The organism is Oceanobacillus sojae, assembly GCF_007991515.1.
Classification (GTDB): domain Bacteria; phylum Bacillota; class Bacilli; order Bacillales; family Amphibacillaceae; genus Oceanobacillus; species Oceanobacillus sojae.
This window is the reverse complement of the sequence record NZ_BJYM01000001.1, coordinates 133,525-159,668: the sequence shown is the minus strand read 5'-3', so window position 1 is coordinate 159,668 and position 26,144 is coordinate 133,525. Positions and strand designations below refer to the sequence as shown.

The 26,144-nt window shown below is 37.2% G+C and carries 28 protein-coding genes; 21 read left to right on the top strand and 7 right to left on the bottom strand.

Features of this window, described 5'->3' with window-relative positions:
- Positions 1 to 86 precede the first annotated feature (86 nt).
- Entirely contained in the window at positions 87 to 1,340 is a 1,254-nt protein-coding gene (locus OSO01_RS00860) for a DNA polymerase IV (RefSeq protein WP_147207847.1), read from the top strand.
- A 44-nt stretch (positions 1,341 to 1,384) separates the two neighbouring features.
- Here OSO01_RS00860 and OSO01_RS00855 read toward each other — a convergent pair whose 3' ends face one another.
- The 3 genes from OSO01_RS00855 to OSO01_RS00845 all read right to left on the bottom strand — a co-directional run bounded on the left by OSO01_RS00855 (position 1,385) and on the right by OSO01_RS00845 (position 4,713).
- Entirely contained in the window at positions 1,385 to 2,764 is a 1,380-nt protein-coding gene (locus OSO01_RS00855) for an aldehyde dehydrogenase (RefSeq protein ID WP_147207846.1), read from the bottom strand.
- 187 nt (positions 2,765 to 2,951) lie between these two features.
- Entirely contained in the window at positions 2,952 to 3,869 is a 918-nt protein-coding gene (gene rnz, locus OSO01_RS00850) for a ribonuclease Z (RefSeq protein WP_147207845.1), read from the bottom strand.
- A 100-nt stretch (positions 3,870 to 3,969) separates the two neighbouring features.
- Positions 3,970 to 4,713 (bottom strand): glycerophosphodiester phosphodiesterase, encoded by a 744-nt coding sequence (locus OSO01_RS00845; protein ID WP_147207844.1) that lies wholly within the window; start codon positions 4,711 to 4,713, stop codon positions 3,970 to 3,972.
- A gap of 207 nt (positions 4,714 to 4,920) precedes the next feature.
- Between OSO01_RS00845 and OSO01_RS00840 the strand changes: the two genes are divergently transcribed.
- Positions 4,921 to 5,727, top strand: a complete 807-nt coding sequence (locus OSO01_RS00840) for an SDR family NAD(P)-dependent oxidoreductase (protein ID WP_147207843.1) — start codon at positions 4,921 to 4,923, stop codon at positions 5,725 to 5,727.
- 124 nt (positions 5,728 to 5,851) lie between these two features.
- On the opposite strand, the gene OSO01_RS00835 is transcribed toward OSO01_RS00840, so the two are convergent.
- Entirely contained in the window at positions 5,852 to 6,772 is a 921-nt protein-coding gene (locus OSO01_RS00835) for an aldo/keto reductase (protein WP_147207842.1), read from the bottom strand.
- An 817-nt stretch (positions 6,773 to 7,589) separates the two neighbouring features.
- Here OSO01_RS00835 and OSO01_RS00830 point away from each other — a divergent pair.
- The 3 genes from OSO01_RS00830 (at position 7,590) to fur (ending at position 9,559) form a co-directional block, all read left to right on the top strand.
- On the top strand, positions 7,590 to 8,132 hold the full coding sequence (locus OSO01_RS00830) for an NUDIX hydrolase (protein WP_147207841.1): 543 nt from the start codon (positions 7,590 to 7,592) through the stop codon (positions 8,130 to 8,132).
- A gap of 131 nt (positions 8,133 to 8,263) precedes the next feature.
- A complete protein-coding gene (gene spoIIM / locus OSO01_RS00825; protein WP_147207840.1) occupies positions 8,264 to 8,908 on the top strand; it encodes a stage II sporulation protein M in 645 nt (214 codons plus the stop codon).
- A 177-nt stretch (positions 8,909 to 9,085) separates the two neighbouring features.
- Positions 9,086 to 9,559 (top strand): ferric iron uptake transcriptional regulator, encoded by a 474-nt coding sequence (fur, locus tag OSO01_RS00820; RefSeq protein WP_077603089.1) that lies wholly within the window; start codon positions 9,086 to 9,088, stop codon positions 9,557 to 9,559.
- 196 nt (positions 9,560 to 9,755) lie between these two features.
- Here the strand turns inward: fur and OSO01_RS00815 are convergent, their stop codons facing one another.
- On the bottom strand, positions 9,756 to 10,619 hold the full coding sequence (locus OSO01_RS00815; protein ID WP_147207839.1) for a fructosamine kinase family protein: 864 nt from the start codon (positions 10,617 to 10,619) through the stop codon (positions 9,756 to 9,758).
- 237 nt (positions 10,620 to 10,856) lie between these two features.
- Between OSO01_RS00815 and OSO01_RS00810 the strand changes: the two genes are divergently transcribed.
- The 4 genes from OSO01_RS00810 (at position 10,857) to OSO01_RS00795 (ending at position 14,612) form a co-directional block, all read left to right on the top strand.
- Positions 10,857 to 11,054, top strand: a complete 198-nt coding sequence (locus OSO01_RS00810) for a DUF4227 family protein (RefSeq protein WP_147207838.1) — start codon at positions 10,857 to 10,859, stop codon at positions 11,052 to 11,054.
- 2 nt (positions 11,055 to 11,056) lie between these two features.
- Entirely contained in the window at positions 11,057 to 11,947 is an 891-nt protein-coding gene (gene xerD, locus OSO01_RS00805) for a site-specific tyrosine recombinase XerD (protein WP_147207837.1), read from the top strand.
- Positions 11,948 to 12,098: 151 nt separating this feature from the next.
- Complete coding sequence (gene deoB / locus OSO01_RS00800) at positions 12,099 to 13,280, top strand: phosphopentomutase (RefSeq protein WP_147207836.1); 1,182 nt, start codon at positions 12,099 to 12,101, stop codon at positions 13,278 to 13,280.
- Positions 13,281 to 13,319: 39 nt separating this feature from the next.
- Positions 13,320 to 14,612 (top strand): pyrimidine-nucleoside phosphorylase, encoded by a 1,293-nt coding sequence (locus OSO01_RS00795; RefSeq protein ID WP_147207835.1) that lies wholly within the window; start codon positions 13,320 to 13,322, stop codon positions 14,610 to 14,612.
- Positions 14,613 to 14,932: 320 nt separating this feature from the next.
- Here the strand turns inward: OSO01_RS00795 and OSO01_RS00790 are convergent, their stop codons facing one another.
- On the bottom strand, positions 14,933 to 15,655 hold the full coding sequence (locus OSO01_RS00790; protein ID WP_147207834.1) for a 3-ketoacyl-ACP reductase: 723 nt from the start codon (positions 15,653 to 15,655) through the stop codon (positions 14,933 to 14,935).
- 162 nt (positions 15,656 to 15,817) lie between these two features.
- Here OSO01_RS00790 and OSO01_RS00785 point away from each other — a divergent pair, with 162 nt between their 5' ends.
- The 10 genes from OSO01_RS00785 to OSO01_RS00740 all read left to right on the top strand — a co-directional run bounded on the left by OSO01_RS00785 (position 15,818) and on the right by OSO01_RS00740 (position 24,286).
- Entirely contained in the window at positions 15,818 to 16,996 is a 1,179-nt protein-coding gene (locus OSO01_RS00785; protein ID WP_147207833.1) for a D-alanyl-D-alanine carboxypeptidase family protein, read from the top strand.
- A gap of 183 nt (positions 16,997 to 17,179) precedes the next feature.
- Positions 17,180 to 17,533: an anti-sigma F factor antagonist gene (spoIIAA, locus tag OSO01_RS00780; RefSeq protein ID WP_147207832.1), complete on the top strand. Its 354-nt coding sequence runs from the start codon at positions 17,180 to 17,182 to the stop codon at positions 17,531 to 17,533.
- Entirely contained in the window at positions 17,530 to 17,970 is a 441-nt protein-coding gene (spoIIAB, locus tag OSO01_RS00775; RefSeq protein ID WP_147207831.1) for an anti-sigma F factor, read from the top strand. The genes spoIIAA and spoIIAB overlap by 4 nt, the downstream gene beginning before the upstream one ends.
- A gap of 7 nt (positions 17,971 to 17,977) precedes the next feature.
- On the top strand, positions 17,978 to 18,733 hold the full coding sequence (gene sigF, locus OSO01_RS00770; protein WP_147207830.1) for an RNA polymerase sporulation sigma factor SigF: 756 nt from the start codon (positions 17,978 to 17,980) through the stop codon (positions 18,731 to 18,733).
- 140 nt (positions 18,734 to 18,873) lie between these two features.
- Positions 18,874 to 19,491 (top strand): stage V sporulation protein AA, encoded by a 618-nt coding sequence (locus tag OSO01_RS00765; RefSeq protein WP_147207829.1) that lies wholly within the window; start codon positions 18,874 to 18,876, stop codon positions 19,489 to 19,491.
- Complete coding sequence (locus OSO01_RS00760) at positions 19,469 to 19,897, top strand: stage V sporulation protein AB (protein WP_147207828.1); 429 nt, start codon at positions 19,469 to 19,471, stop codon at positions 19,895 to 19,897. Before OSO01_RS00765 ends, OSO01_RS00760 begins: the two co-directional genes overlap by 23 nt.
- A 113-nt stretch (positions 19,898 to 20,010) precedes the next feature.
- Entirely contained in the window at positions 20,011 to 21,483 is a 1,473-nt protein-coding gene (locus OSO01_RS00755) for a spore germination protein (RefSeq protein WP_147207827.1), read from the top strand.
- Positions 21,484 to 21,672: 189 nt separating this feature from the next.
- Positions 21,673 to 22,998 (top strand): diaminopimelate decarboxylase, encoded by a 1,326-nt coding sequence (lysA, locus tag OSO01_RS00750; protein ID WP_147207826.1) that lies wholly within the window; start codon positions 21,673 to 21,675, stop codon positions 22,996 to 22,998.
- 240 nt (positions 22,999 to 23,238) lie between these two features.
- Positions 23,239 to 23,670: a peptidylprolyl isomerase gene (locus OSO01_RS00745; RefSeq protein WP_077603075.1), complete on the top strand. Its 432-nt coding sequence runs from the start codon at positions 23,239 to 23,241 to the stop codon at positions 23,668 to 23,670.
- A gap of 259 nt (positions 23,671 to 23,929) precedes the next feature.
- The gene (locus OSO01_RS00740; protein WP_147207825.1) at positions 23,930 to 24,286 is read left to right on the top strand and encodes a GNAT family N-acetyltransferase; all 357 of its coding nucleotides are present in this window, start codon (positions 23,930 to 23,932) and stop codon (positions 24,284 to 24,286) included.
- A gap of 96 nt (positions 24,287 to 24,382) precedes the next feature.
- On the opposite strand, the gene OSO01_RS00735 is transcribed toward OSO01_RS00740, so the two are convergent.
- The gene (locus tag OSO01_RS00735) at positions 24,383 to 24,475 is read right to left on the bottom strand and encodes a YjcZ family sporulation protein (protein ID WP_077603073.1); all 93 of its coding nucleotides are present in this window, start codon (positions 24,473 to 24,475) and stop codon (positions 24,383 to 24,385) included.
- Positions 24,476 to 24,697: 222 nt separating this feature from the next.
- On the opposite strand from OSO01_RS00735, the gene OSO01_RS00730 reads away from it, so the two are divergent.
- Both OSO01_RS00730 and scpB read left to right on the top strand, forming a co-directional pair.
- Positions 24,698 to 25,441, top strand: coding sequence for a segregation/condensation protein A (locus tag OSO01_RS00730; protein ID WP_147208063.1), 744 nt, complete (start codon positions 24,698 to 24,700; stop codon positions 25,439 to 25,441).
- 2 nt (positions 25,442 to 25,443) lie between these two features.
- The gene (gene scpB / locus OSO01_RS00725) at positions 25,444 to 26,019 is read left to right on the top strand and encodes an SMC-Scp complex subunit ScpB (RefSeq protein WP_147207824.1); all 576 of its coding nucleotides are present in this window, start codon (positions 25,444 to 25,446) and stop codon (positions 26,017 to 26,019) included.
- Positions 26,020 to 26,144: the final 125 nt, after the last annotated feature.

The window sequence follows — 26,144 nt, the reverse complement described above, 5'->3', positions numbered from 1 at the left end:
GGCTTTCTGCGGAAACAAAGAGGAGAACGCATTCCATGATGGAGTGTGTTCTCTTTTTATTGCAATGTAAGAATAGGAGTGATAACATGGCTCATTCTGCAAATTCAAAAGGACGCGTAATCTTTCATATTGATATGAACTGTTTCTATGCATCTGTAGAAATGGCGCATAACCCGGAATTAAAAGGAAAGCCGATTGCCATAGCTGGAAATCCGGAAGAACGCAAAGGTATTATTGTAACAAGCAGCTATGAAGCGAGAGCAAAAGGAGTTAAAACAACCATGCCGGTTTGGCAGGCAAAAAAACTATGCCCTGATTTACTATTGATGCGTCCTAATTTTGACAGATACCGGGAAGCATCCCGGGCTATTTTTAAGATGCTTTCTGAGATCACACCGTTAGTCCAGCCAGTTTCGATTGATGAAGGATATTTGGATATTACAGATACCAAAGAACTGGGTACTCCTGTGGAAATTGCCGACTATCTTCAACAGAGGATTTTAAAAGAGCTGGATATTCCGTGCAGTCTTGGCATTGCACCGAATAAATTTTTGGCAAAAATGGCCTCAGATATGAGAAAGCCTTTAGGAATAACAATTTTGCGCAAGCGTGAATTGGCTTCGACGCTATGGCCGCTCCAGATTGAAGAGATGCACGGGATCGGTGCAAAAACGGCTGAAAAATTAAAAAAAGTATCTATTCATACGATTGGTGATCTGGCTGCACATGATGTTTATTCTTTAAAGCAGTTATTAGGTGTTAATGGAGAAAGATTAAAGAATCTTGCCAATGGGATAGACTATCGTCCGGTTGATCCAGAAGCAGTGCATGACTTTAAAAGTATCGGCAGCTCACAAACCTTAGCGCATGATTCAACAGATTGGGATGAGCTGCATCAACTGCTGGAACACCTCGTTGAAAATGTAGCGAAAAGGGTAAAAAGAAAGAGTGCAGCAGGAAAAAGCGTTCAGCTGATGATTCGTTTTCACAACCATCAAACCATTACACGCAGCAAAACATTACAAAAATATATTGATGAAAAAAAGGATATACTTTTTGTGGCGAAAGAATTATTAAAAAAACATTGGAACGAAGAACCTGTCCGACTATTAGGTGTTTCTTTACAAAATTTAGAAGAAAAGCGGCAAGTAGGGGAGCAGCTTGACTTGTTTACCTACCGCGATAATGTAAAGAAAGAAAAGCTGTATGAAACAATGGAAGAACTGACAGATAAATATGGTAAGAATGTATTTCTTTCCTTGAATAGCGAGAAGGATAAAGAGCAGCAGCCCCGAACAAGCTTTCAAAAAGATTTTCTAGATGATTATAAAAAGCCTTGATTTTACTTCTGATTTAATAGATGTAAAATCAAGGCTTTTTATTCTTAGGACAGGAATTTCTTTAAAATATTTGATGAAACCGTGCCGCCTGTATAACGGAACGGAAAATCAAATTTCGTAGTTTGCTTTAAAACACTTTTCTGATGCGAAAAAGTATTAAAGCTGGCTTTTCCATGATAACTTCCCATACCGCTTTTCCCAACACCGCCAAAAGGAAGATATGGGTTTGCTAAATGGAAGAATGTATCATTGATAGCACCGCCGCCAAATGAAACGTATTCCATTACCTGGGATTGCATTCTTGGATTTTCACCAAAATAATATAAAGCTAGTGGTTTTTCCTTTGATTTAATAAGTGAAAGAGCATCTTCAATATTTTCAAATTGCAGTACAGGCAGAATTGGTCCAAATATCTCTTCCTGCATAATTGGATCATCCCAATCAATCTTATCAAGAATGGTAGGCTCAATGATAAGATCTTCCTGATTATATTCTCCGCCGTGTACAATATGATCCTCGTTCAGGAATGAAACTAAACGTTTAAAATGATCTTCATTAATGATTTTTGAATAATTCTCACCCTGAATCAAATTCTTACCGAAAATGGATTTAATCTGTTTTTTCATTGCTTTCAGCAGTTTGAATTTAACGGATTCCTGTACTAATAAATAATCAGGAGCAACACAGGTTTGTCCGGCATTTGTATATTTTCCCCAAACAATCCGTTTTGCAGCAATTTGAATATTTGCATCTTCATCAACAATGGCAGGGCTTTTCCCTCCGAGCTCCAATGTGACAGGTGTCAAATGCTCGCTTGCAGCACGCATAACGATTTTTCCAACAGCACTTCCACCAGTATAGAAAATATGATCAAACCGCTGCTTTAACAGCTCTGTTGTTTCTTCGACAGCCCCCTGAATAACGGAGAAATAGGATGGATCAAAATTCTCTTCTATCATTCTGGCAAGAAGATCAGAGGTATGTGCAGCATGCTCAGAAGGCTTCAATACTACTGAGTTGCCGGCTGCGAGTGCTCCAATAATCGGTACCAGGGATAATTGTAAAGGATAGTTCCATGGCGATATAACCAGTACAACACCAAGCGGCTCCTTCATAATGTAGCTCTTAGAGCCTTTATGAGTTAATGGAGAAGCAACTTTTTCAGGCTGCATCCAGTAACGGAGATTTTTAATTGTAAAATCTAATTCTGTATGAATAATCCCAATCTCGGTAGTGATAATTTCATGATCTGGTTTATTCAAATCTTTTTTTAGTACATCATATATTTCAGTTTCATAGTCTTTAAGTATTTTTTTTATTTTCTCTAATTGATGTTTACGAAATGTATAATCAACCGTATTTCCTTGCTCAACATACTTCCGGTGATCATCAACGATTTGTTGATAGTTTTCTTGTAAGGTCATCAAATCTGTCTCTCCCTTTCTTCCTTCAAGAGGATGTTCAAAAAGTCTAATAAAAATGACACTTCGTGAAAGGACTTTTTATGAAGTGTACTTACGTACTTAAGTGCATACGATGTGCTGCCAGGAGCTTGCGCTGCCTCGAACTTGCCGGTCCTTTTTATCAGTCTTTTTCAACACGCACTTCAAACTATAATTGAAACACACTAAAGTCGCTCGCAACAGAGGTATTCGAAAACACTTCTCTTGCTTCTTCAAGAAACGCATCCATCTCAGAAAATTGATATCTTGAAGATACATGTGTCAAAATTAATTGTTTACAACTAGCGTCAACTGCTAATTTTGCAGCTTGTATATTTGTTGAATGAAAATAGTTTCTTGCAAGTATTTCTTTATTTCCAGCAAAGGTTGCTTCATGAATTAACAGATCGCTGTTTTTAACAAATTCTTCATGTGCCGTCTGATAGGTTGTATCACCAAGAATAGAAATAATCCTGCCTTTTTTAGGTTGACCGATAAAATCTTTTTGATGAATAACTCTGCCATCTTCAAGAGTGACAGAAGGTTTTTCTTTTATTTCCCCATAAATCGGACCAGGACGGACACCTTTTTCTTTTAATTTTTCAACAAGCAGCTCACCTGGTTTATCTTTTTCAACAATACGAAAACCAAAGCTTGGTATGCCGTGTGAAAGTTTTTTTGCATATACTTCGATTGCTTCTGTTTCAAATAATAATCCTTCATTTATTTCAATGATTGTAAGAGGATAAGTTAAATGGGTATGACTCAAGTTTAAAGCATATTCAATAAAGTCCTTTATTCCCTCAGGACCATAGACAGTCATCGGTTTATCCGTACCAGCCTGAAAGGATCGGCTGCTTAAGAATCCCGGCAATCCATAAATATGGTCTCCATGCATATGGGTAAGAAAGATTTTATTTATTTTTCCTGGTTTAATTTTTGTATGAAGAAGCTGATGCTGTGTTGCTTCTCCACAATCAAACAGCCAAACTTCGTTTAGTTCCTGCAGCATACTCAGCGCAATTGCTGTTACATTCCTTTCCTTAGAAGGAAGTCCGGCTCCAGTGCCTAAGAAAGTAATTTCCATGTTTCCATCTCACCCTATATATAATATTATAATTAAAGATTTTACCCAAATACGCATCAATCATCAATGTATAAGGCTAAAAATTCATGATTGTCCCTTATTAAATCAAAAAACTGCGATATAATTTTTTCCGTGCAGCAAATGCTTTGTCAGGAACATCTGTAAATACGCTGTCTACTTTGTATGAAAAACAGCGGTTCAAAAGACGGGATGAATTAACTGTATAAACCCGTACAGGAATCTCGCTTTTTAAGGCCTCATTTACAAGACGCTGCCGCAAAAGTGTGTGCTTTATATGAATAGCTGTTGCTCCAATTGATAGAGCATATGCTAATAAATCCCGTCTGATTCGTTTTGTTAACCAGCCGATATTCGAAATTTTTTTAAAGCTGGCCAGGCGCGTTATGCTTTTATTAGAGAATGTAGAGAAGTATGTTCTATCTGTCATCTGATACTGCTCGATAAGCTGATATGTAATTTCCTCCAGGTTCTTATATTCAATTTTGTTATTTTTCAATTCTAAATGAAGCATTAATGGTTTATCTTTTATCCAAGCAAGAAATTCCTCCAATGATAAAATGCTTGTTCCTGTAAATTTGGGATGAAAAGATTTTCCCATATCCAGTTGTTTTAATTGTTCCAGCGTATATTGATTAACCCAGCCTTTTTCTCCAAAAATCCGTTTCAAGCTTTCGTCATGGAAAAGGACAGGGATATTGTCTTTGGTTAATTGTACATCTGTTTCAATTCCATCTGCCTTCATTTCATATGCAAGCTTAAATGCAGGGAAACTGTTTTCAGGGGCATATCGGCTTGCTCCCCGGTGTGCGATAATGGATGTCATGGTCTCACCCCCAACTTCATTGTGTTAGATTTTTGTTTATAAGTCAATGTTTAAACAGGTGTACGGGATAATTGATTCGTTGTACAATAGGTATAGTATGTCCACTTAATAGGATGTTCAAAAAGTCCAATAATAATGACGCGGTGAGTTTCTTCATACTTTTTGAACACGTACTTAAATAATTATATGAAGTAAGGGTCGATAATTATGAAAATAGGAATAAATCATTCTGTTAATGAGAAAAAAATTATTATTACCGGTGCATCTAAGGGGATAGGAAGAGAACTTGCCAAGGAAATTGCTGCCCAGGGCGGTATACCAATTCTAATAGCGAGGTCAAGAGAATTACTGGAAGAATTAGCCGATGAAATAGACGGAAATAATGGTCTTTGTAAGATTTATCCGATTGAAAAGTTCTCAAGGGAACTTATTGATGAACAGATTAATGAAATCATGGAAACAGAGAAGCGTATTCACGGATTAATTAACAATGCAGGGTTTGGCGTATTTGAGAAGATAGAAGAACTAGATATGGAAGAGTTAGAGGAAATGTTTCAGGTAAATGTTTTAGCAGGAATTCAATATGCAAAAGCATTTCTGCCGCATTTTCTGCAGTTTAAAGCAAAATCACATATTATAAACATTGTCTCCCAGGCTGCAAAATTACCGACTCCCAAAGCTGCAGGATATGTTGCTTCCAAACATGCAATGCTTGGCTTTACGAATGTACTCAGACAGGAGACCAGAGAAAGCAGTTTGACGGTTACTTCTGTAAATCTGGGTCCTGTAAAGACGAACTTTTTTGAGATGGCGGATAAGGATGGCACATATCAACAGAATGTAGAAAAATATATGCTCAAGCCTGAAAAGGTCGCAGCTAAGATAGTTCGTTCTTTATTTACTAAAAAAAGAGAAATTAATATGCCGTGGTGGATGGAAGCCGGAAGTATTTTGTACCGTCTATTCCCTGGATTAATGGAAAGCGTCTTAAAAGCTCAATTTGATAAAAAATAATGGTATGCTGATTTTTAAAATGAGGGCAGCTTCAGAGAGGAACGATACCTTGCTCTCTGAAGCTGGCCGGTTATTTTGAACACGAAAATTCCCAGATCTCAGGGTAACTAGAATATTATTAATTCTAGCGGTGCTGCTCATATTGAGCAGCTTTTGTCAGCTGTTGCAGAATAGGATATGCAGCGTCCGTGATTTCATTGATAGATTGGTGGACAGCAATATTCTGTTCTAATTGTTGTAATGAGCTTGCTCCAAACACTGTTGATGTAACAGCAGGATGATTGGCAACATAGTACATTGCTAATTGTTGGAGAGAGCTGTCAGGTAAAGCCTGTTCGAGCTCATAGTAAAGAGATTTTAATTCATTATAAGAATAATCGAGATATCCATCTTTTCCTTTTTTATCCAATACTTCATCAGCTTTATTGCTCAGCAGTCCTTTAGCAAGCGGTCCGCGGGCAACGACACTGATTTGATTTTCTTCTGCAATTGGTAAAATTGCTTCCTCAGGCCGCCTATCTAAGAGGCTGAATTGTGTCATTAAAACATCGATAGAAGACCGGATTGCATATTCACGGACGACATTCGGACGTATAGAGGAAATTCCATAGGTGCGGATTAATCCATCTTTCTTTAATTCTTCAAAAGCCTCAATTGTCTCGCCAACAGGATCATCTAAGGTGCCGCCATGAAGCATATACACATCAATATAGTCTGTATTTAATCTTTGTAAACTATTACGGACAGCTTCATGGATATATTTTTTCGATGGGTCCCAGAACCAGTTATCTTTTCCTTCCTGGAAATGATTTCCGACTTTTGTTGTAACAACCACATCAGATCTGCGGTGTTTAATTGCTTCTCCAACGATTTTTTCATTTTCACCAAAATTATAAAGGTCTGCCGTATCGAGGTGATTAATTCCTTTATCTAAAGCATAATCAATCATTTTTTTACCTTGCTCAGCATTTGTTCCCAGGGACATACAGCCAAGCGTTAAATCAGAAATTTCAATATTGCTTGTACCAAGCTGCCGTTTCTTCATGTTATTCCTCCTCTATGAATTACGTATGCATATATTGTAGAGGCAGATGGAAAAGAATACAATTAATATACATATTGAAGAAATACCTATATTTGTCTGTAATAACACAAATAGTTTTTAGAAGGAAATTCATTTAAAAAAAACGTACCTGAGAATAAGCTTCTATACCATACTATTCCAAGATGAACATGTTCTTCATTATCCCGTTTGCATTTTGTTAAATCATCCTTCAATTGAAATGGAGGTTGTGTATAGCTCCTGCAACCAACCACTCCGCTTTCCGTTGTACAAATGTTTCTGATTGGACGAGTAATCGCAGTCCCAGGACGCGCAAGTGCAGGCGTTGTGACAACGCTTTTCGATAGGGTGAGTAATCGCAACCCCAGGAGTCACGGGTTTAGCCTGCGAACCACGTAGGGGTCTGCGTGGTTGGTCTGCGCTCAGTTAGGCTTCTAAAGCGAATGAAAGAAATCATAGCCTGATGGAGTTAGCTGAAGAGCATGCCCCTAGGAAAGCAAAACAGTCCGCCGCAGTGGTGGCTTTACACGTTACCTTCTTTCTAGATAGAGTTTATAATTCACCAAGAGATAGATGGAAGGAACGATCAACTCTAGTCTCTATGATAAGCAAGTTATTTTTTAAGGTGCAAAAGTTGAGTAAAAAATAAAACGTATCAGAAGAAAAATTAGTATGGACTTGCTACAATAGAGCATAGCGAATTAGAATGAATAGGAAGATAGACAAAAATGAAGCTTCCTTCCACGGAAGCTTTTTGAATGGATATCTATAATAATTTATAAAAGGTGGAGATGGAGACATGCATCGTTTTGAAGAAAAAACAATTACAACCAAGAAAATATTTGAAGGAAATATTATAGATGTTCAATTGGATGAAGTGAAGCTGCCGAATGGAGAAACAGCTAAGAGAGAGCTTGTATATCATCCTGGAGCAGTAGCAGTAATTCCGATTACAGCAGATAATAAAATAGTGCTTGTAGAACAATATCGCAAACCGTTAGAAAGAGCTTTAATAGAAATTCCGGCAGGGAAGCTGGAAGAGAACGAGAATCCGTTAACTGCAGCTGTCCGTGAACTGGAAGAAGAAACAGGCTATACAACAACAAATCTATCACAGGTTACATCTTTTTATACATCGCCGGGATTTGCTAATGAGCTGGTATACGTCTATATTACTAATGATTTAATTAAAATGGAAAATCCGCCTGCCGGGGATGATGATGAATTTGTAGAAATCATGGAAGTGACTCTTGAAGAAGCAAAAAAACTTGTAGAAGAAGGGCGTATTCAAGATGCAAAAACAAATTACGCTGTGCTTTATTTACATGCTTTAAATAAATAATAAAGGCAACGTTGCAAAAATCATAGTATGACCAATATGTATATGCTCTATCAAAAGATAAAATTAATAGGTATGTTTAAAGTGGGGTTCTCATAGATTGTAGTATAAGAACTATAGTCAGGAGGATCCACATGTATAATCCCTCTCGTAATTTATTTATGGAGCATATAAAACGCCATACAACAATTTATGTATTTACAATCATTCTTTTTCTGACAGGTATCGTATTCGGAGCTATCTTAGTAAATAGTATGGATTTTGTACAAAAACAGAATTTATTCTTCTATTTAGAACGTTTTTTTACGCAGCAGACAAATGACGGTGAAGTTATCAGCCGGCAGGATATCTTTATCAGAAGTCTTCTTTACCATATAAAGTATCTCTCCTTTATGATTTTATTGGCACTGAGTATGATTGGGCTTCCGATTATATGGATTATGGTATTTATGAAAGGATTTGTTGTCGGTTTTTCAGTCGGATTTATGGTAAGCCAGTTAGGGGGCCAAGGGTTGCTTTTGTCAGCTATATCCATCGCTCCTCAAAATCTATTAATTATTCCTATCTATATTATTGCTGGAAGTGTATCGATGATATTTTCTATAGGCTTATGGCAGAAATTATTTTTAAAGCATCATCACCAGGAGATTCTGCCGCCTTTTATCCGATTGCTTATTATATTCGCTATTTTAATGGTATTTACTGCTTTAGCAGCATTAATGGAAGCTTACCTGTCCAATACCTTAATGTTAGAATGGATTGAAAGATATAATGGATGATTATTAAAAGACCTTCTTACTTTATGTTATTCGCTTAAATCTTGCTAAGAGACTCCATTTATAATATAATAACCAATATTAGTTTGTAATAATTATTATTAATAATTGAGAATACTCTTTGACACATGGAAGATAGATGCATATAATGAAGATGTAAAGTGAGGGAGGCGACTATCCATGGAACACCGGATTGAAAAGATAAAAAAACAGCTACATTCGCATAGCTACAAATTAACTCCCCAGAGGGAAGCTACGGTTCGAGTGCTTCTGGAAAGAGAAGACGATCACTTAAGCGCGGAGGATGTTTATCTTCTTGTAAAGGAGAAATCACCGGAAATTGGTCTGGCAACCGTTTATCGTACATTAGAATTATTATCTGAATTAAAAATAGTAGACAAAATTAATTTTGGCGATGGTGTATCAAGATATGATTTGCGTAAAGAAGGCGCAAAACACTTTCATCATCATTTGGTTTGTATTGAATGTGGCTCTGTTGAAGAGATTGAGAATGATTTATTAGGTGAAGTGGAGCAAATTGTTGAAAATGATTGGGGCTTTGAGGTAAAGGATCATCGGTTAACCTTTCATGGGATTTGTCGCCAATGCCAGGCAGCAGCCGTAAAAGAAGATGTTCAAAAAGCGACCCCCTAATCAGAGTAAAACCTTTTTCGAATAGAGAAAGGTTTTTTTATTGGGAAAAATACATACATGAACAAGAATAGGAGCTGGCATATTTGCACTATCTTAAGGGTGTAGCGATTTCGCTGATATGGCAACCAGATTAAAATATGTGGCAGTATCTGTTTGTTGTACTGTCACATATTTTAATCTGAAAAAGGTGAATAATTTACCTGATATATTTTTTTAGAATCCGATCCACAACAGCCCCATAAGCTTCTCCAAACATATTTAAATGAACAAGCAAGTAGAATAGCTGGTATATCGGCTTCACTTCCTCATAATAATCCTCTAATGAAAGAATTTCCTTATACTTACTATAAAAAACTTCTGAAAAACCACCAAAGAGCTCTGTAAATGCAAGCTCAAATAAATGGTCCCCATACAGCACGGAAGGATCAATTAAATAAGGTTTTCCTGCCTGACCCGTTATCCAATTTCCTCCCCATAAATCGCCGTGCAATAAAGAAACCCGTGGCTGGTTTGGCAGATATTTATCTAAATCACGTATCAATGTTTCCAGTTTTAAGCGTCTTTTTTGGTTCATCCGATTAAACTTTACAGATAAATCTAATTGTAGCTGTAGACGATGATCGCGAAAATACTCGACCCAATCGCTATACCAACCATTTGTCTGAGGCAGTTTTCCAATATAAGTCGGCTTACCTAACCCATACTGAGCGGAGCGGTCAGTTAAATGCATAGAAGCCAGCTGTTCTCCTAATTGCTGCTCTGTCGTTGCTGTTTTTTCACCCTGAATCCATTCCATTATCAGCACCATTTCTTTATTGCTAGAGGATTTGTCATAGTAATAAACTTCCGGGACAGCAATTGCTTGTGTTGAACGTATTCTTTCAAGACCATCAGCTTCCACCTGAAAGAAATCATCGGCAGTATTCCGATTCGCTTTTACAAAGTATTCTTGTTTTTCGGTTTTTATATAATATGCCTGGTTAATATCGCCTCCGGAAATAGGAGTCATTGTTTGAATAGACGTATTGTCGCCAATTTGTTTTAATTTTTCTTCAATCATCTGTATGAACTCCTTTTTGATTTTATTATGTCATAGAGCTAAACAGCCCAAAAGTGTTTGTAGTTTAACTCTGGTTCCAACCATTGTATAATATTAACAGAAGAAGATGTTTCGTTTTTTTATTTCCTCCATCTTTTTCTAGTATTTTTAAAATTGTTATTTGCATATTCTAACTGTATAAGTGTTTGTTTACAATACAACATAATAATAAACATTCAGATACAGGGAGGTCAGAATATGGAAAAACATTTTAAAGAGGCTGTTAAAATATTTATTTGGTTTATGATAGGAGCCTGCTTTTTTACGGTATGTTTACATTATATATATAATGAATTTCAAGAAATGCATCGTTATGATTCACCTGAAGGGCCAGCGGTTAAGGTGATATATGAGGAAGCTGGCTGGTTTCCATTTGATATTTTGAAAGGAGAATAGATATGTTAAAATATGCATTAGAAGATTTCTATCATTTTCTACGGGTAGAAAGAGGGCTGTCTGATAATACTATTACCTCTTATCAAAGAGATCTTACTGCTTATGAAAAACAATTGACAAAAATAGGATATAACGAATGGAATGACATAAGCCGTAATGATATTATGCGTTTTTTATATGAATTAAAAGACAGCGGTAAGTCAACTGCAACAATATCCAGGCATATTTCTTCAATCAGATCCTTTCATCAGTTTTTAATACGGGAGAGCATTGCTGATACGGACCCCAGCCTTCATATTGAGACTCCGAAAAAAGAGCGGAAGCTGCCGGACACCCTTTCTCAGGAGGAAGTAGAGAAATTATTAAGCATTGAAACAACAACACCTCTGTCGTTGCGTAATAAAGCCATGTTAGAATTGTTATATGCTACGGGATTACGTGTATCTGAAATGATAGGTTTAAAATTGGAAGATTTACATTTATCCATGGGTTTTGTTCAATGTATGGGGAAAGGTTCAAAAGAAAGGATTGTTCCTTTGGGAGATACAGCCAAAAAAGTTTTAGAGGAGTATATGCAAACGGCAAGAAAAGAGCTTTTGAAGAAAAACAAGCAAGAGAATGCTCTATTTGTAAATCAGCACGGCCGGCCATTAAGCAGACAAGGGTTCTGGAAGATTTTAAAGGGACTTGCGATGGAAGCAGAGGTACATAAAACCATCACCCCGCATACGTTAAGACATTCTTTTGCAACGCATTTATTGGAAAATGGTGCCGATTTAAGAATCGTGCAGGAAATGCTGGGACATGCAGATATATCCACTACACAAATTTATACACATGTGACGAAAGCAAGGTTAAAAGATATTTATCAAACTTACCATCCCAGAGCATAATCTTCAGTCAATGATTAAGCTGTTAAATATCGAAAAGCTTTTCAAATAAAAGAAATTCCTTTATTCTTGTGTTGTCAGACATCTAACATCTGTAATAGTGATCATACTGAGCACTTGTTTCGGGAATATAGTACATAGGAGGTAGATACAAATGAAACAATTTAAGCGTGTTTTTTTAATTGTCATGGATTCAGTTGGAATCGGGGAATCTCCCGATGCAGAAAAGTTTAATGATTTAGGGTCAGATACATTAGGGCATATTGCAAAAGAAATGAAAGGGCTTGATATGCCGACTATGGGCAGCTTAGGTCTGAGCAATATCCGCGAAATTGAAGGAGTTGATCCGGCAGATAAGCCGAAAGCGCATTATACAAAAATGCAGGAGGCCTCTAATGGCAAAGATACAATGACCGGTCATTGGGAAATTATGGGTCTTCGTATCGATCAGCCATTCCGGACATTCCCGGATGGTTTCCCAGATGAGCTTATTCAAGAGCTGGAAGAAAAAGCAGGCAGAAAAGTAATTGGCAACAAGCCGGCCTCCGGTACAGAAATATTAGTGGAGCTTGGGAAGGAGCATATGGAAACTGGCAGCCTGATTGTCTATACATCGGCAGATTCTGTATTGCAAATTGCAGCACATGAAGATATTGTTCCAATTGATGAATTATATCGGATTTGTGAAATTGCGAGAGAGCTTACATTGGATGAACGTTATATGGTAGGCCGTATTATTGCCCGCCCGTTTGTTGGAGAGCCCGGTGCTTTTGAACGTACTTCCAACCGCCATGATTATGCATTGAAACCTTTTGGACGTACTGTAATGAATGAATTAAAGGACGCTGGAATTGATGTCATTGCGCTTGGTAAAATATCTGATATTTATGATGGAGAAGGCATTACAGAGGCTGTTCGTACAAAGGATAATGACGATGGCATGGTAAAATTAAGTGAATCTATGAAAAAAGATTTCACTGGCCTAAGCTTCCTTAATCTTGTTGATTTTGACGCGAAATACGGGCACCGCAGAGATCCGATTGGCTATGGGCAGGCACTGGAGACTTATGACAAGCAGCTTCCGAAAATACTCGAACAGTTACAGGAGGATGATTTGTTAATTATTACAGCCGATCATGGAAATGATCCGACCCACCATGGAACGGATCACACACGGGAGTATGTACCGCTTATTGTTTACCATACAAACATTAAAGAAGGAAAAGAATTCCCTTTACGTACAAATTTTGCTGATATTGGTGCAACAATTGCAGATAATTTTAATATTCCTTTACCTGAGCATGGCACAAGCTTCCTGAATGAGATAAAGAACTAAAAGAGAATTGTTCATCATAATATAGAAAGGATGGTTAACATGAATACCATAGAAATTATTAATAAGAAAAAATATGGTAAAGAATTATCCTACGAAGAAATTGAGCATATTGTAAATGGATATGTTAATAATTCCATACCAGATTATCAAATCTCAAGCTGGCTTATGGCTGTTTATTTTCAGGGGTTAAATAGTGATGAAACCTCCGCTCTCACAGACTTAATGGTCAAGTCGGGAGAGACAATTGATTTATCCTTTTTAAATACAACAGTTGTAGATAAACATTCTACTGGCGGTGTAGGGGATAAGGTAAGTTTAATTGTTGCTCCCATAATTACTTCTTTAGGAATTCCTTTTGCGAAAATGAGCGGACGCGGGCTGGGACATACGGGTGGTACAGTAGACAAGCTGGAATCGATTAAAGGGTTCCATACAGAGCTCCCGTTACAAAGATTTAAAGACCAGGTGAAAGAGCTTGGAATTGCATTAGTCGGCCAATCAGGAAATTTAGTACCGGCAGATAAGAAGATTTATGCATTAAGAGATGTGACAGGAACAGTAGATTCAATTCCTTTAATAGCCAGCTCTATAATGAGTAAGAAAATTGCTTCCGGTGCAGATGCAATTGTCTTGGATATTAAAGTCGGCAACGGTGCTTTTATGAAAACAGAAGAAGAGGCAAAGAAGCTGGCTGAAACAATGGTCGCTATCGGTAAAAAATTAAATCGGGAAACAGTGGCTGTGTTAACCAATATGGATCAGCCTCTCGGAACAGAGATTGGTAATGGAAATGAAGTGTTGGAAGCAGTAAAATTATTGCGCGATCAGGAGTATAGTCAGGATTTATACGATGTATCCGTAGAAATAGCAGCACAAATGGTTTTCTTAGCAGGAAAAGCAACTACCGAAGAACAAGCCAGAAAGCTTGTAAAAGAAGTGATTCAAAGTGGAGAGGCTTATGAAAAGTTTGTAACCTTTATCAAAGCACAGGATGGTAAGGTAGACAGTATCCATGAAATTGAGGCTAAACAATCTATTGATGTAAATGCTGAACAGGCAGGATATATTGCTTCTATAGAAACCCAGCAATTAGGAGAAGCTGCTATGCTTCTCGGCGCCGGCAGAAAAACAAAGGATGATCAAATTGATCATCAGGTAGGAATCACTTTCCATGTAAAAACAGGTGATAGGCTGCAGGCAGGCGCTAAACTTGCAACAATTCACACGAACATGGAAGATAACGATACTGTCATTAAGAAAATAAAGGATGCTATTACGATATCGGAAAATCCTGTTCAAGTAAAACCAAGTGTTATTGGTATTGTTAATTGAAAATAGTTTCATTAAAAAAAGATTTAGAAGGTATTTGTCTTCTAAATCTTTTTTTAATGAATAAGAAAGTATATAAAAACGTTGAAAACAACCGCTCCAGAAATACACTACGCTTTCCGTGGATCCCGAGCTCATCTCCTCGAAAAAAAGAGGTACATTTTTTCCTGTGGGGTCTTTTTTCGAGGAGGCTGAGCGTTGCCCATGGAAAGCGGCTTCCTTTGACTGCGATTACTCGTCCCATCGAAAACCGTTGGAGCGGACATCTCTTTGGCAAGAACACCATCGTTTTAAAGACCAAGTGATTTTCTTGGTTTATTTTATTAAAATGGATTGGTCGCCCATTGGGCGGATTGCTTAATAAAAATACGCTGATTTAATTTTAGCTGAGCTACCATATATTCCGCAATATCCTCAGGCTGCATAAACTTGTCTTCGTTTTTCTCTTCCAGTTTATCACCAAATGCTAACTTGGTTGCAACTAAGCTTGGATTCATAGTAAATACGCGGATATTTTCTTTGCGAACTTCCTGCATCAGAGCCTCTGACATACCCTGAATGGCAAATTTGGAAGCACTGTAAGCAGTTGATCCTGCAGTTGCTTTTAATCCATTGCTGGAGGAAACATTAATAATATCTCCTTTTTGTTTGCTTACAAGATGTGGAAGAACTTCTTTTAAAACATGGTATGTTCCAAAAACATTTACTTCAAAAATATGCTTCCAGACTTCCTCATCCATATCCTGAAAGTTGCCGTAATCACTTATTGCAGCATTATTTATTAATATATCAGCTTTCCCTAATTTCTGTTCAAACTGCTGAACAGCTGTTTTCACTTGATCAGGCTTAGAAATATCTGCTCTGCAGATAGCAATATTCACACCATATGTTTCCAACTCTTGCTGTGTTTCTTCAAGATTTTCTTTTCTTCTGGCAATTAAACCGAGATGAACACCTTCTTTTGCAAAATGATGTGCAGCTGCTTTTCCAATTCCGCTGCTTCCTCCTGTAATATATGCAATTTTACCGCTTATTTCCTGTCCCATTTATAAATCTCCCTTCTTTATCTAATCTAGTTCCAGTATAGGGCAGAGTTTATCGAACAACAAAAAAGATGCTCCTATTTATAAATTTCAAATTAAAAATAGTATGAAATAAAGCCAAAATGGAAATCCTAAAAGTATTATTGTGATTTGGAGGGAAGCAGTATGAAGCGACTAATCGTATTGATGATTGGATTACTTATCGGAACGACATTTTTCAACTATTCAACTGTTTTAGCGAATGAAGAAAATAAAGAAAAAACAAGCTTAGCCGAGGATGCATTATCAGGGGTTTTAATTGAACAGAATACCGGTACAGTACTGTTTGACAAAGATGCGCACGAACAATTACCGCCAGCCAGTATGACAAAAATAATGACTCTGCTTTTAATTATGGAAGCTTTGGAAAAAGATAAAATTTCAAAAGAGGATATCGTTGTCGTAAGTGAATATGCCGCTTCAATGGGGGGATCTCAAGTATTCCTGGAGGCTGGGGAAGAAATGTCTGTAGATGATTTAATAAAAGGGATAGCAATTGCTTCCGGAAATGATGCCAGCGTCGCAATGGCAGAGACTATTGCAGGAACAGAAGAGGAATTTGTCAGTAAAATGAATAAAAAAGCAGAAGAACTGGGTCTTAAGGATACCCATTTTGAAAATACCACCGGGCTTCCGGCAGACAATCATTACAGCAGTGCTTATGATATGGCTGTCATGACAAGAGCATTATTACAATATGAAGATATTACGAACTATACGTCTATCTATGAGGATTATTTACGCCAGGGGGAAGAAAATGAGTTCTGGCTTGTGAATACAAATAAACTGATTCGTTCTTATCCAGGTGCAGACGGCATGAAAACAGGATATACAAATGAAGCAAAGTATTGTCTAACTGCTACAGCAAAGCGGGATGATATGCGGGTGATTGCAGTGGTTATGGGTGCTGAAACACCTAAAGAGCGGAATAAAATGGTATCCGGATTACTGGACTATGGCTTCCAAAGCTATCATACAAAGCAGCTTTTTGCCAAAGAAGAAACTGTGATGGAACTAAACCAAATAAAAGCAAAGCCTCAAAGCTTTGACATTGTTACCAAACAGGATGTTCATAGCCTTCATAAAAAAGGAGAAGAAGAACCGGCTGTAACAACAGAAATTTCTATTCAAGATGATTGGAAATTTCCAATTAAAAAAGGAACTGTTGTCGGGGAGCTTATTGTCAAAGAAAATGACAAGCCTTTATATACTACACCATTGATTATTAATGAAGATATTACACAGGCATCTATTCCTGAATTAACAAAACGAACATTGCAAAAAATGGTGAAAGCAGCCGATTAATACGTATTTCCACTTCTTTTGTCGAGTAGCAGGAAATAGTCATTTGTTTAGAGAATTCCTTATACTAAGGATGTTCAAAAAGCCGTTAAAATCAATATAGTGAAAAGAATTCGCCGGATTTTTTTGAACAGTTATTTCAAGCAAAGTGTAACTATTTCACAACAAAGAGGAGGAGCATTGCACATGGGATTACAGACTGAATTTGAAGTAAAAGGCGATGTGCTGATTGTACGTATGCAAGGTGAATTGGATCATCATGAAGCAGAAGGGTTAAGAGATACGTGGAAAGATTGGATATATATGCATTCCATTAAACATATCATCTTAAACCTAAAGGGAGTAAGCTTTATGGACAGCTCTGGATTAGGTGTTGTTTTAGGGCGTTACAAAGAGATTGTTCAATTAGGGGGAGAGATGGTTCTGTGCTCTGTAGCTCCTTCCCTGCACCGTCTTTTTGATATGTCAGGCTTTTTCAAAATTATTCGTTTAGAGGAAGATGAAGAACGTGCACTTCAAGGCTTGGGGGTGACATCATGAAAAATGAAATGAATATTTCTTTTTCAAGTGTAAGTGAAAATGAAGCTTTTGCCAGAGTTGCTGTTGCATCCTTTGTCACACAATTGGATCCAACAATGGAGGAATTAACAGAAATTAAAACGGTGGTATCTGAAGCAGTGACCAATGCTATTATTCATGGCTATGGAAGCGAACCGCATCATAAGGTTTATATTGACTGTGTGCTGTATGATGGGGAAATAGAGCTGACCATACGTGATGAAGGACAAGGCATTTTGAATATTGATGAAGCAAGGGAACCTTTATTTACATCAAAGCCAGAAATGGAACGATCCGGCATGGGTTTTACAATTATTGAAAATTTCATGGATACCGTGGAAGTCATTTCTGCTCCTGAAAAAGGGACTTCCGTTTATATGAAGAAGCAATTATCAAAATCAAAAACGGTATACAACTAAAAAATCAATGGTGAATATTCATAAAACGGAGGAAAGAGAGCAGCTTTCCAATGAACAGGTAAAGAAAATGATTCAATTAAGCCAGTCTGGTGACAATGAAGCAAGGGAAGAGCTTATCCGTCGAAATGTCCGGCTTGTGTGGTCAGTTGTTCAACGATTTGTAAATCGCGGATATGATCCAGATGACTTATTTCAAATTGGAAGTATTGGATTGATCAAAGCAGTGGATAAATTTGATCTCTCCTACAATGTGAAATTTTCTACCTATGCCGTTCCCATGATTATTGGCGAGATACAGCGTTTTATCCGAGATGATGGCAGTGTAAAGGTCAGCAGGTCCTTAAAGGAGATGGGGAATAAAATTCGCCGTAAACGGGAAGAAATGGCAAAAGATTTAGGGCGATCTCCATCTATTAATGAACTTGCTCAAGCTTTAGAGCTGGAACCAGAGGAAATTGTGCATGCGCAGGAGGCTGCAAAATCACCTCAGTCCATACATGAAACGGTCTATGAAAGTGATGGTGACTCTATTACTTTATTAGATCAAATAGCTGATCAGGATTCCAAATGGTTTGAAAAATTATCCATTCAAGAGGCTGTTCGTTCGCTTACTGAACGGGAAAGACTTATTATTTACTTACGTTATTACAAAGACCAGACACAAACAGAAGTAGCGGAAAGACTCGGAATTTCTCAAGTTCAGGTCTCCAGACTGGAGAAAAAGATTTTAGAAGATATGAAAAAAAATATGGATGCCGGATGACAGATATATGAAGCTTATTTGTGTAAATAACACAGATAAGCTTTTTTGTTGTTAAAGGATTTGGGTTTAAGGCTTATAATTTGCTTTCTTTTAACAAATACTAGTTGTTAAGGAAAACAGATTAAGGGGGGATTTTGATTATGGCAGAGCTTGTCTATATAAGAATGCGGAAGAGAGTGGTTTTGGAACAATGGCAAGAACTTAAGTTAAAAGAAATTGCTTATATATCCACGCATTCGGATAAGAAAGAATTACTGGAAAACACGCCTATTTACCGGCTGTCTAAAAAAGATAAAAGTATTTTAGTGATTGACAGCTTTTTAATCATTGACCACCTCACAAAAAAATATTCAAATTTTGAATTTCAACTGCTTGGGCCAGAACAGACCCTCATACAAATTGAACCGCATAAAAAGCCGACACATCCATTGATTATTACATTTGTCTGGTTACTTCTGTTTGTAGGCTCAGCAATGACCATCATGAATTTTCATTATGATGTTAGTATGCAGCCCGTTCAGCAAAAACTGCATTTTATCCTGACCGGTGTAGAAAATGAGTATCCTTTATGGATTCAAATTCCCTATTCTATAGGTCTTGGATTAGGAACGGTTCTTTTTTTTAACCATTGGTTTAAAAAACGTTTTAACGAAGAACCAAGCCCGTTAGAAGTAGAGATTTTTAATTACCAGCAGGATTTACAGCAGTATATTAATACGATGGAAAATGAGCTAAATGATCCAAGAAATTCTTCTTAGTATCCTGCAAATTTTTATCGGATTCAGTGGCGGCATTGCTGTTGGTGCGGGATTTGTTGCTTTTATTACGGTGTTAGGGATCATCCCGAGGCTTATTCAATTGAGTAAGACAGAAAAGTATATAAAAGCCTATGGAGCTGCAGTGATAATAGGGATGTTAATCGGAGCTTATTTCTCATTTGCCCCTATATCAACATCACAGTCTGTTGTTGTATTAATACTGTGGGGGTTATTTCATGGTATTTTTAACGGAATGTTAGCTGCAGCATTAACAGAAGTATTAAATGTTTTCCCTATTCTCACGCGGAGAATAGGGATGGGAAGCTATGTGATCTTATTCATGATGGCATTGTTGCTTGGTAAGGTGTTCGGTTCATTATTTCAATGGATCTATTTTGTCCGGTAAAGGCAGAATCAATCATAACTTCCTGATTAAATATAACTGTTTAATTCCAGGCTTTAGAACAATGAAGTTATAAGTGTGAGATTAATTCGATATAACATTCAGAAGGTGATAATATGCAGACAGACAAAGGAAAAAAGAAGTCTATTTCTCCTCATATTGAAGATACGTATGCATATATGAAAAAGAGGGTAGGTTTAGAAGAATCGTATGATTTGGGATATAGAGAAACAGTGGTCTTGAATCAGCGTATACAGATGTATTATGTGAATGGTTTAACGGATACATCCGTTGTACAAGAGATATTAAAGGTAATGGTTGAAGTCAATGATAATGAATCGGAAAGTGGCAAGATTGGAGAAATCATTGAGAATAGATTAGTCCATCAGCAAGTAGAGCATGTTACTACAATGGATGAAGCTGTTGACGAGGTGTTAAGTGGACTCATTGCCGTATTTATTGACGGGAAGGATTATGCACAAATTATTGATGTGCGTAATTATCCGGGAAGAACGCCGGAAGAACCAGATACAGAGAAGGTCATTCGCGGATCAAGAGATGGGTACACAGAAAATATTGTAGAAAACACAGCGCTTACCAGAAGACGTCTGCGTGATGAAAAGCTGCGGAATGTCATGCTGAAAGTTGGCGAACGCTCAAAGACAGACGTTTGTCTCACTTATATTGAAGATGTAGCTAACCCAAACTTAGTAAGGTACTTAAAAGATCTAGTTGAAAAAATTGAAGTAGATGGCTTGTCTATGTCCGATAAATCATTGGAAGAATTTTTATTAGTTAAAAAATGGAATATTTACCCTTTGGTTCGGTATACAGAAAGACCGGATGTAGCGACAAGCCATTTATTAGAAGGCCATGTCATTATTTTTGTGGACACTTCTCCAAGTGCTATTATTGTTCCGACAACTTTTTTTCATCATATGCAGCATGCAGAAGAATACCGGCAAGTACCCGCAATCGGTACATGTATTCGATTTATCCGCTTTCTGGCAGTATTAGCAGCTTTATTTCTATTGCCAACTTGGCTATTATTTGCAGTTGAACCATCCTTATTGCCGGAGAAATTAAGCTTTATCGGCCCTAATGATGAAGGAAATGTACCGATAACCGTTCAAATTATCATTGCAGCAATCGGGATTGAGTTTTTAAGAATGGCGGCGATACATACGCCAACGCCATTATCAACAGCGATGGGGTTAATCGCAGCTGTTTTAATTGGAGAAATAGCAATTGAAGTTGGATTGTTTTCACCAGAGGTTATTCTGTATATTTCAACAAGCGCGATCGGGAACTATGTAACACCAAGCTACGAATTAAGTGTGGCCAATAAGGTAATTACTATAATTCTTGTGCTGGCTGTAGGCTTATTCGGATTACCGGGTTATATGATTGGAATCACACTTTATATTTTATTTATTGTTCAGATCAGATCTCTAAGAACACCATATATGTGGCCATTACTGCCTTTTAATTTAAAAGCAATGACGCACATTATACTTCGTATGCCGGTTCCATACACAAAGCATCGTCCCAGTATTGTACATCCACGTAATAATTACCGGCGCCCTTAAAAAAACAGAGGAATGGTTTTCCTTTTATAGATTGGTTACGGTATATTCAGGTGCTGCAGGTTTATCGCAATTTCCTTCATTAAAGGATAAAAGAATCCTTACTGAAGGAAGCTTCAGTTTATTTAGGCTTTCATTATTTACTGTATTGTGATAAAGTATTTTATTATTTGAAATAATGGGGGAAAAAGAATGATACTTGATGCGCACCCCTTTAACGTAAATACAAAGGGACATTTAGAAATTGGTGGTGTTGATACTGTCCAATTAGCGGAAAAATACGGAACACCTTTATACGTCTATGATGTGGAAATAATCCGGAGGCATGCGAGAGCTTTTGTTCAAGCCTTTCGTGATGCGGGAGTTCATGGAAGAGTTGCTTACGCCAGCAAGGCTTTTTCTACAATTGCAATGCTTCAGGTGGCAAAGCAGGAAGGATTATGCTTAGATGTTATTTCTGAAGGTGAATTATATACAGCACTTCAAGCAGACTTTCCAACTGAAAAAATTCATATGCATGGCAATAATAAGAATGAAAAAGAAATTGCTATGGCGGTAGAACATGAAATAGGGTGTATCGTTATTGATAATTTTCATGATATTGAATTGTTAGATATGGAGCTTATGAAGCAGGAGAAAACAATGAACGTGTTAATTCGGGTAACCCCAGGGGTCGAATCGAAAACACATAAGTATATAATGACTGGAAATGAAGATTCAAAATTCGGTTTTGATCTTCAAAATGGGCAGGCAGAGGGTGCTTTAAAAAAGCTTTTGGGACATCCCAGAATTTATTTAAAAGGACTGCATTGCCATATCGGTTCACAAATATTTGAAACCGATGGATTCCGTGTAGCAGCAGATATCCTTTTTGCTAAATTAGCAGTATGGAAAGAAAAATACCAATTTGAATCAGAGGTCCTTAATTTAGGCGGCGGCTTTGGAATTCGTTATACAGTAGATGACACACCGCTTCCATTGGCAGAATATGTAAAAGATATGATTCAAAGCGTCGGGCAAAATTGTAATAAATATAATATGAAATCTCCAGAGATATGGATTGAGCCGGGAAGGTCTATTGTAGGCGATGCAGGAATTACGCTGTATACAATTGGTGCAAATAAGAATATCCCTGGTGTAAGAGAATATTATTCCGTTGATGGCGGGATGACAGATAATATCCGGCCCGCATTGTATCAGTCAAAATATGACGCAGTTATTGCTAACCGTTCGGCAGCAAGTCCTGAGAAGGAAGTTTCTATCGCGGGAAAATGCTGTGAATCGGGTGATATGCTGATTTGGGATTTACCCGTACCACAAATCAAAGATAAAGATATACTGGCAGTTTTTTCAACCGGCGCTTATAATTATTCCATGGCCAGCCACTATAACCGTTTAACAAAACCGGCAGTTGTATTTATTGAAGACGGACAGGATCATCTTGTGGTCCGCAGAGAAACGTGTCAGGATATTGTCAAAAATGACTTGTCTTATGAGGGGATAAAGAGCTTTACTTAACCCAAATAAGTGGTAAAATAAAGTATAATTGTTTTAAAGAAGTTCAAAAAGTCCAATCAAAATGACACTATGGGAAAAAGAACTTCTACTAAGTGCGTCCACGTCCTGTGGACAGCGTAGAAGTCATCACATCCTGTGAAAGCTCGTTAGCTTGCATTTCCGCTGGGGTTGTGAACTTAGCCGATGGGTCATTTTAACCGTGTTTTTTGAACATATATTTTTAGAAGGAGATTTGCCCAAATGAAAAAAGGTTATATTGAAATGGAAAATGGTAATAAAATTGAATTTGAATTATATCCAGAGGAAGCACCTGGTACTGTAGCTAACTTTGAAAAATTAGCAAATGAAAAATTTTATGACGGGTTAACTTTTCACCGTGTAATTCCTGGATTTGTCAGCCAAGGCGGTTGTCCTGTAGGTAATGGAACAGGTTCTGCTGGATATACAATTAAATGTGAAACAGAGGGAAACCCGCACAAGCATGAGGAAGGCTCTCTATCTATGGCACATGCCGGAAAAGATACGGGAAGCTCTCAATTTTTCATTGTGCATGAACCACAGCCTCATTTAAATGGGGTTCACACTGTATTTGGAAAAGTAACATCTGGTATTGAGCTTGCAAAAGCAATGTCAAATGGCGATGTAATGAAAGAAATTCGCGTAGAAGGATAATAAAGATTTGCAAAGGGATGATGGCCTTAAGAGAAAAAATAGCAAGAAAACGTACTAATGTTGTCTTTTTTATAAAAGGGAATGAATTAGTCCGGTAATCTATTTTTCAAGGCTGCATCCCTTTTTAAATATTCTCTGCTATTTTATGCAAAATAAAAATGGTGCTTTTCATTATACTGGAAATGCGTTATACTTTCAGAGTAAATATTGATTGGAATTTAAGAGGATTACCATACAAGAAATTTAATGAGGGGTAATTATGTTAATTCGCTTTAAAAGAAACTTAGAAAAGATTGCTATGGGTTTATTATCATTTATGCCTGAGGAAAAAGACGTGAAAAAACTGCAAGAAACCATTCGGGAGTATGAAGAAAATGATGGATGGCATTTGCATTTATGGAAAGAAGACGATGATGTTTTGGGAGCAGTAGGTGTACAAATTATGAATGACAATCAGTTGGTTATTAAGCATCTTACAGTGAACCCTTCACACAGGGATCAAGGGATAGGATCACGAATGATTGCAGAAATTCATCGTATTTATTCGGATAAATACAATATTGTGCCTGCTGAAAGTGTGAAAGCTTTTTACGAGAAATCATTAGACGCATTGTAAAATGGAGTTTCACCTGATTAAATTTAATGTAGAAAAGCCAACCCTTATAAGGGTTGGCTTTTCATTCGTTGCTACTTTTATTTATTTCATTTTATTTTAGAACCAAGCAGCTCCAACAATTACTAATAAAATAAATAGAACAACGATTAAGGCAAATCCGCCTGCGTAACCACCTGAATATCCACTCATTTTATTTCCTCCTTTTTAGTTCAATCCATAAATGTTTTGTGCTAACATTTATATTACGTTATAACTTATGTAAGCTAAGCAAAGAGTGTATGGGCTTTTGCAAATATTTTAGTTACTTTTTTAGGTTAAGTAACTGAAAGGATGTTTAATAAGCTCGATAAAGCTGACTTTTTAATCAGCTTCTAACACATTGTTTTACTACGCTTGAGAGGAATTACAGCGATGATTCAAGGATATGAAGTTAAATTAGAAACATTTGAAGGCCCTTTGGATTTATTACTTCATTTGATAAATCAATATGAGATCGATATTTATGATATTCCCGTTGCCCAAATTACACAGCAGTATATGGATTATATTCATACCATGCAGTATCTGGAACTAAACGTTGCCAGTGAATATCTGGTGATGGCATCTACATTGCTTGCAATAAAAAGTCAGATGCTTCTTCCAAAACAGGAGTTTGAAGAGGACGATATGGACGAAGCATATATGGATGATCCACGTGAAGAGCTGATGCAGCGTTTAATTGAATACCGGAAATACAAAGAAGCCGCAGAAGCGTTAAAAGAGAAAGAAGCTGCCGAACAGCAGGTTTATACACGCTCACCGGTTGTTTTTGAATTTAAAGATGTACCGATCGAAAATACAAATACCGGGAATGTATCTGTGTTTGATATGATTAATGCACTGAAAAAAATGATGCAGAGAAATCAATGGAAAGAGCCGCAGGATACAGTTATTCAACGAGCGGATATTCCGATAGAAAAACGGATGGAAGAAGTGTTACAGCAAGTTATAAATAGTAAAGATGGGGTATTATTTCATGCCTTGTTTCCTGTTCCGACCAAATCATATATCGTAACAACCTTTGTAGCTATTTTAGAATTAATGAAAAACAGACAAGTCTATGCTATGCAAGAACAGCATTTTGAAGAATTATATGTTTATAAGATGGAGGAATAATCGTGGAACAAGAGCGTTTAAAAGGAGTTGCAGAAGGTCTGCTGTTTGCCGGCGGAGATGAAGGGATAACTGTAAGTGAACTTAGCAGCATCCTTGATATTTCCTTAGATGAAGTTCGCCAAATTATTGATGAACTTCAAACAGATTACAAAAAGCAGAGTCGGGGCCTGATGATTCTGAATGCTAATGGAATGCTCAGCTTAACAACAAAACCTGATCATAATGAGTATTTTAAGAAATGGGTTATTCAGCCGAAGCCGAATAGAATGTCCCAGGCAGCTCTAGAAACATTGGCAATCATTGCTTATCAGCAGCCGATAACGAGGGCTGAAATTGATGAAATACGTGGTGTCCGCAGTGAAAGACCACTGCAAACATTAGTCTCACGGATGTTAATAGAAGAGTGCGGAAGAAAAGAAACCGTAGGCAGGCCAATACTTTTTCGGACAACCAAGGAATTTCTTACTTTCTTTGGTCTATCCACCTTAGAAGAACTGCCTGAATTGGAAAGTACGCTTGATTCTGAAACTGATACATCAGATGTCGATTTATTTTTTGACCGTTTTCAGGATGAATAATATAGATTAGAAAACCTTATTGATGAGTAATGAATACTTATCTATAAGGTTTTTTAATGCATAAATAAATATTGGTCAGGAAGTAGCTGCCAGCTTCCAGCAGTGGTTCTTTCTCTATTTCTTTT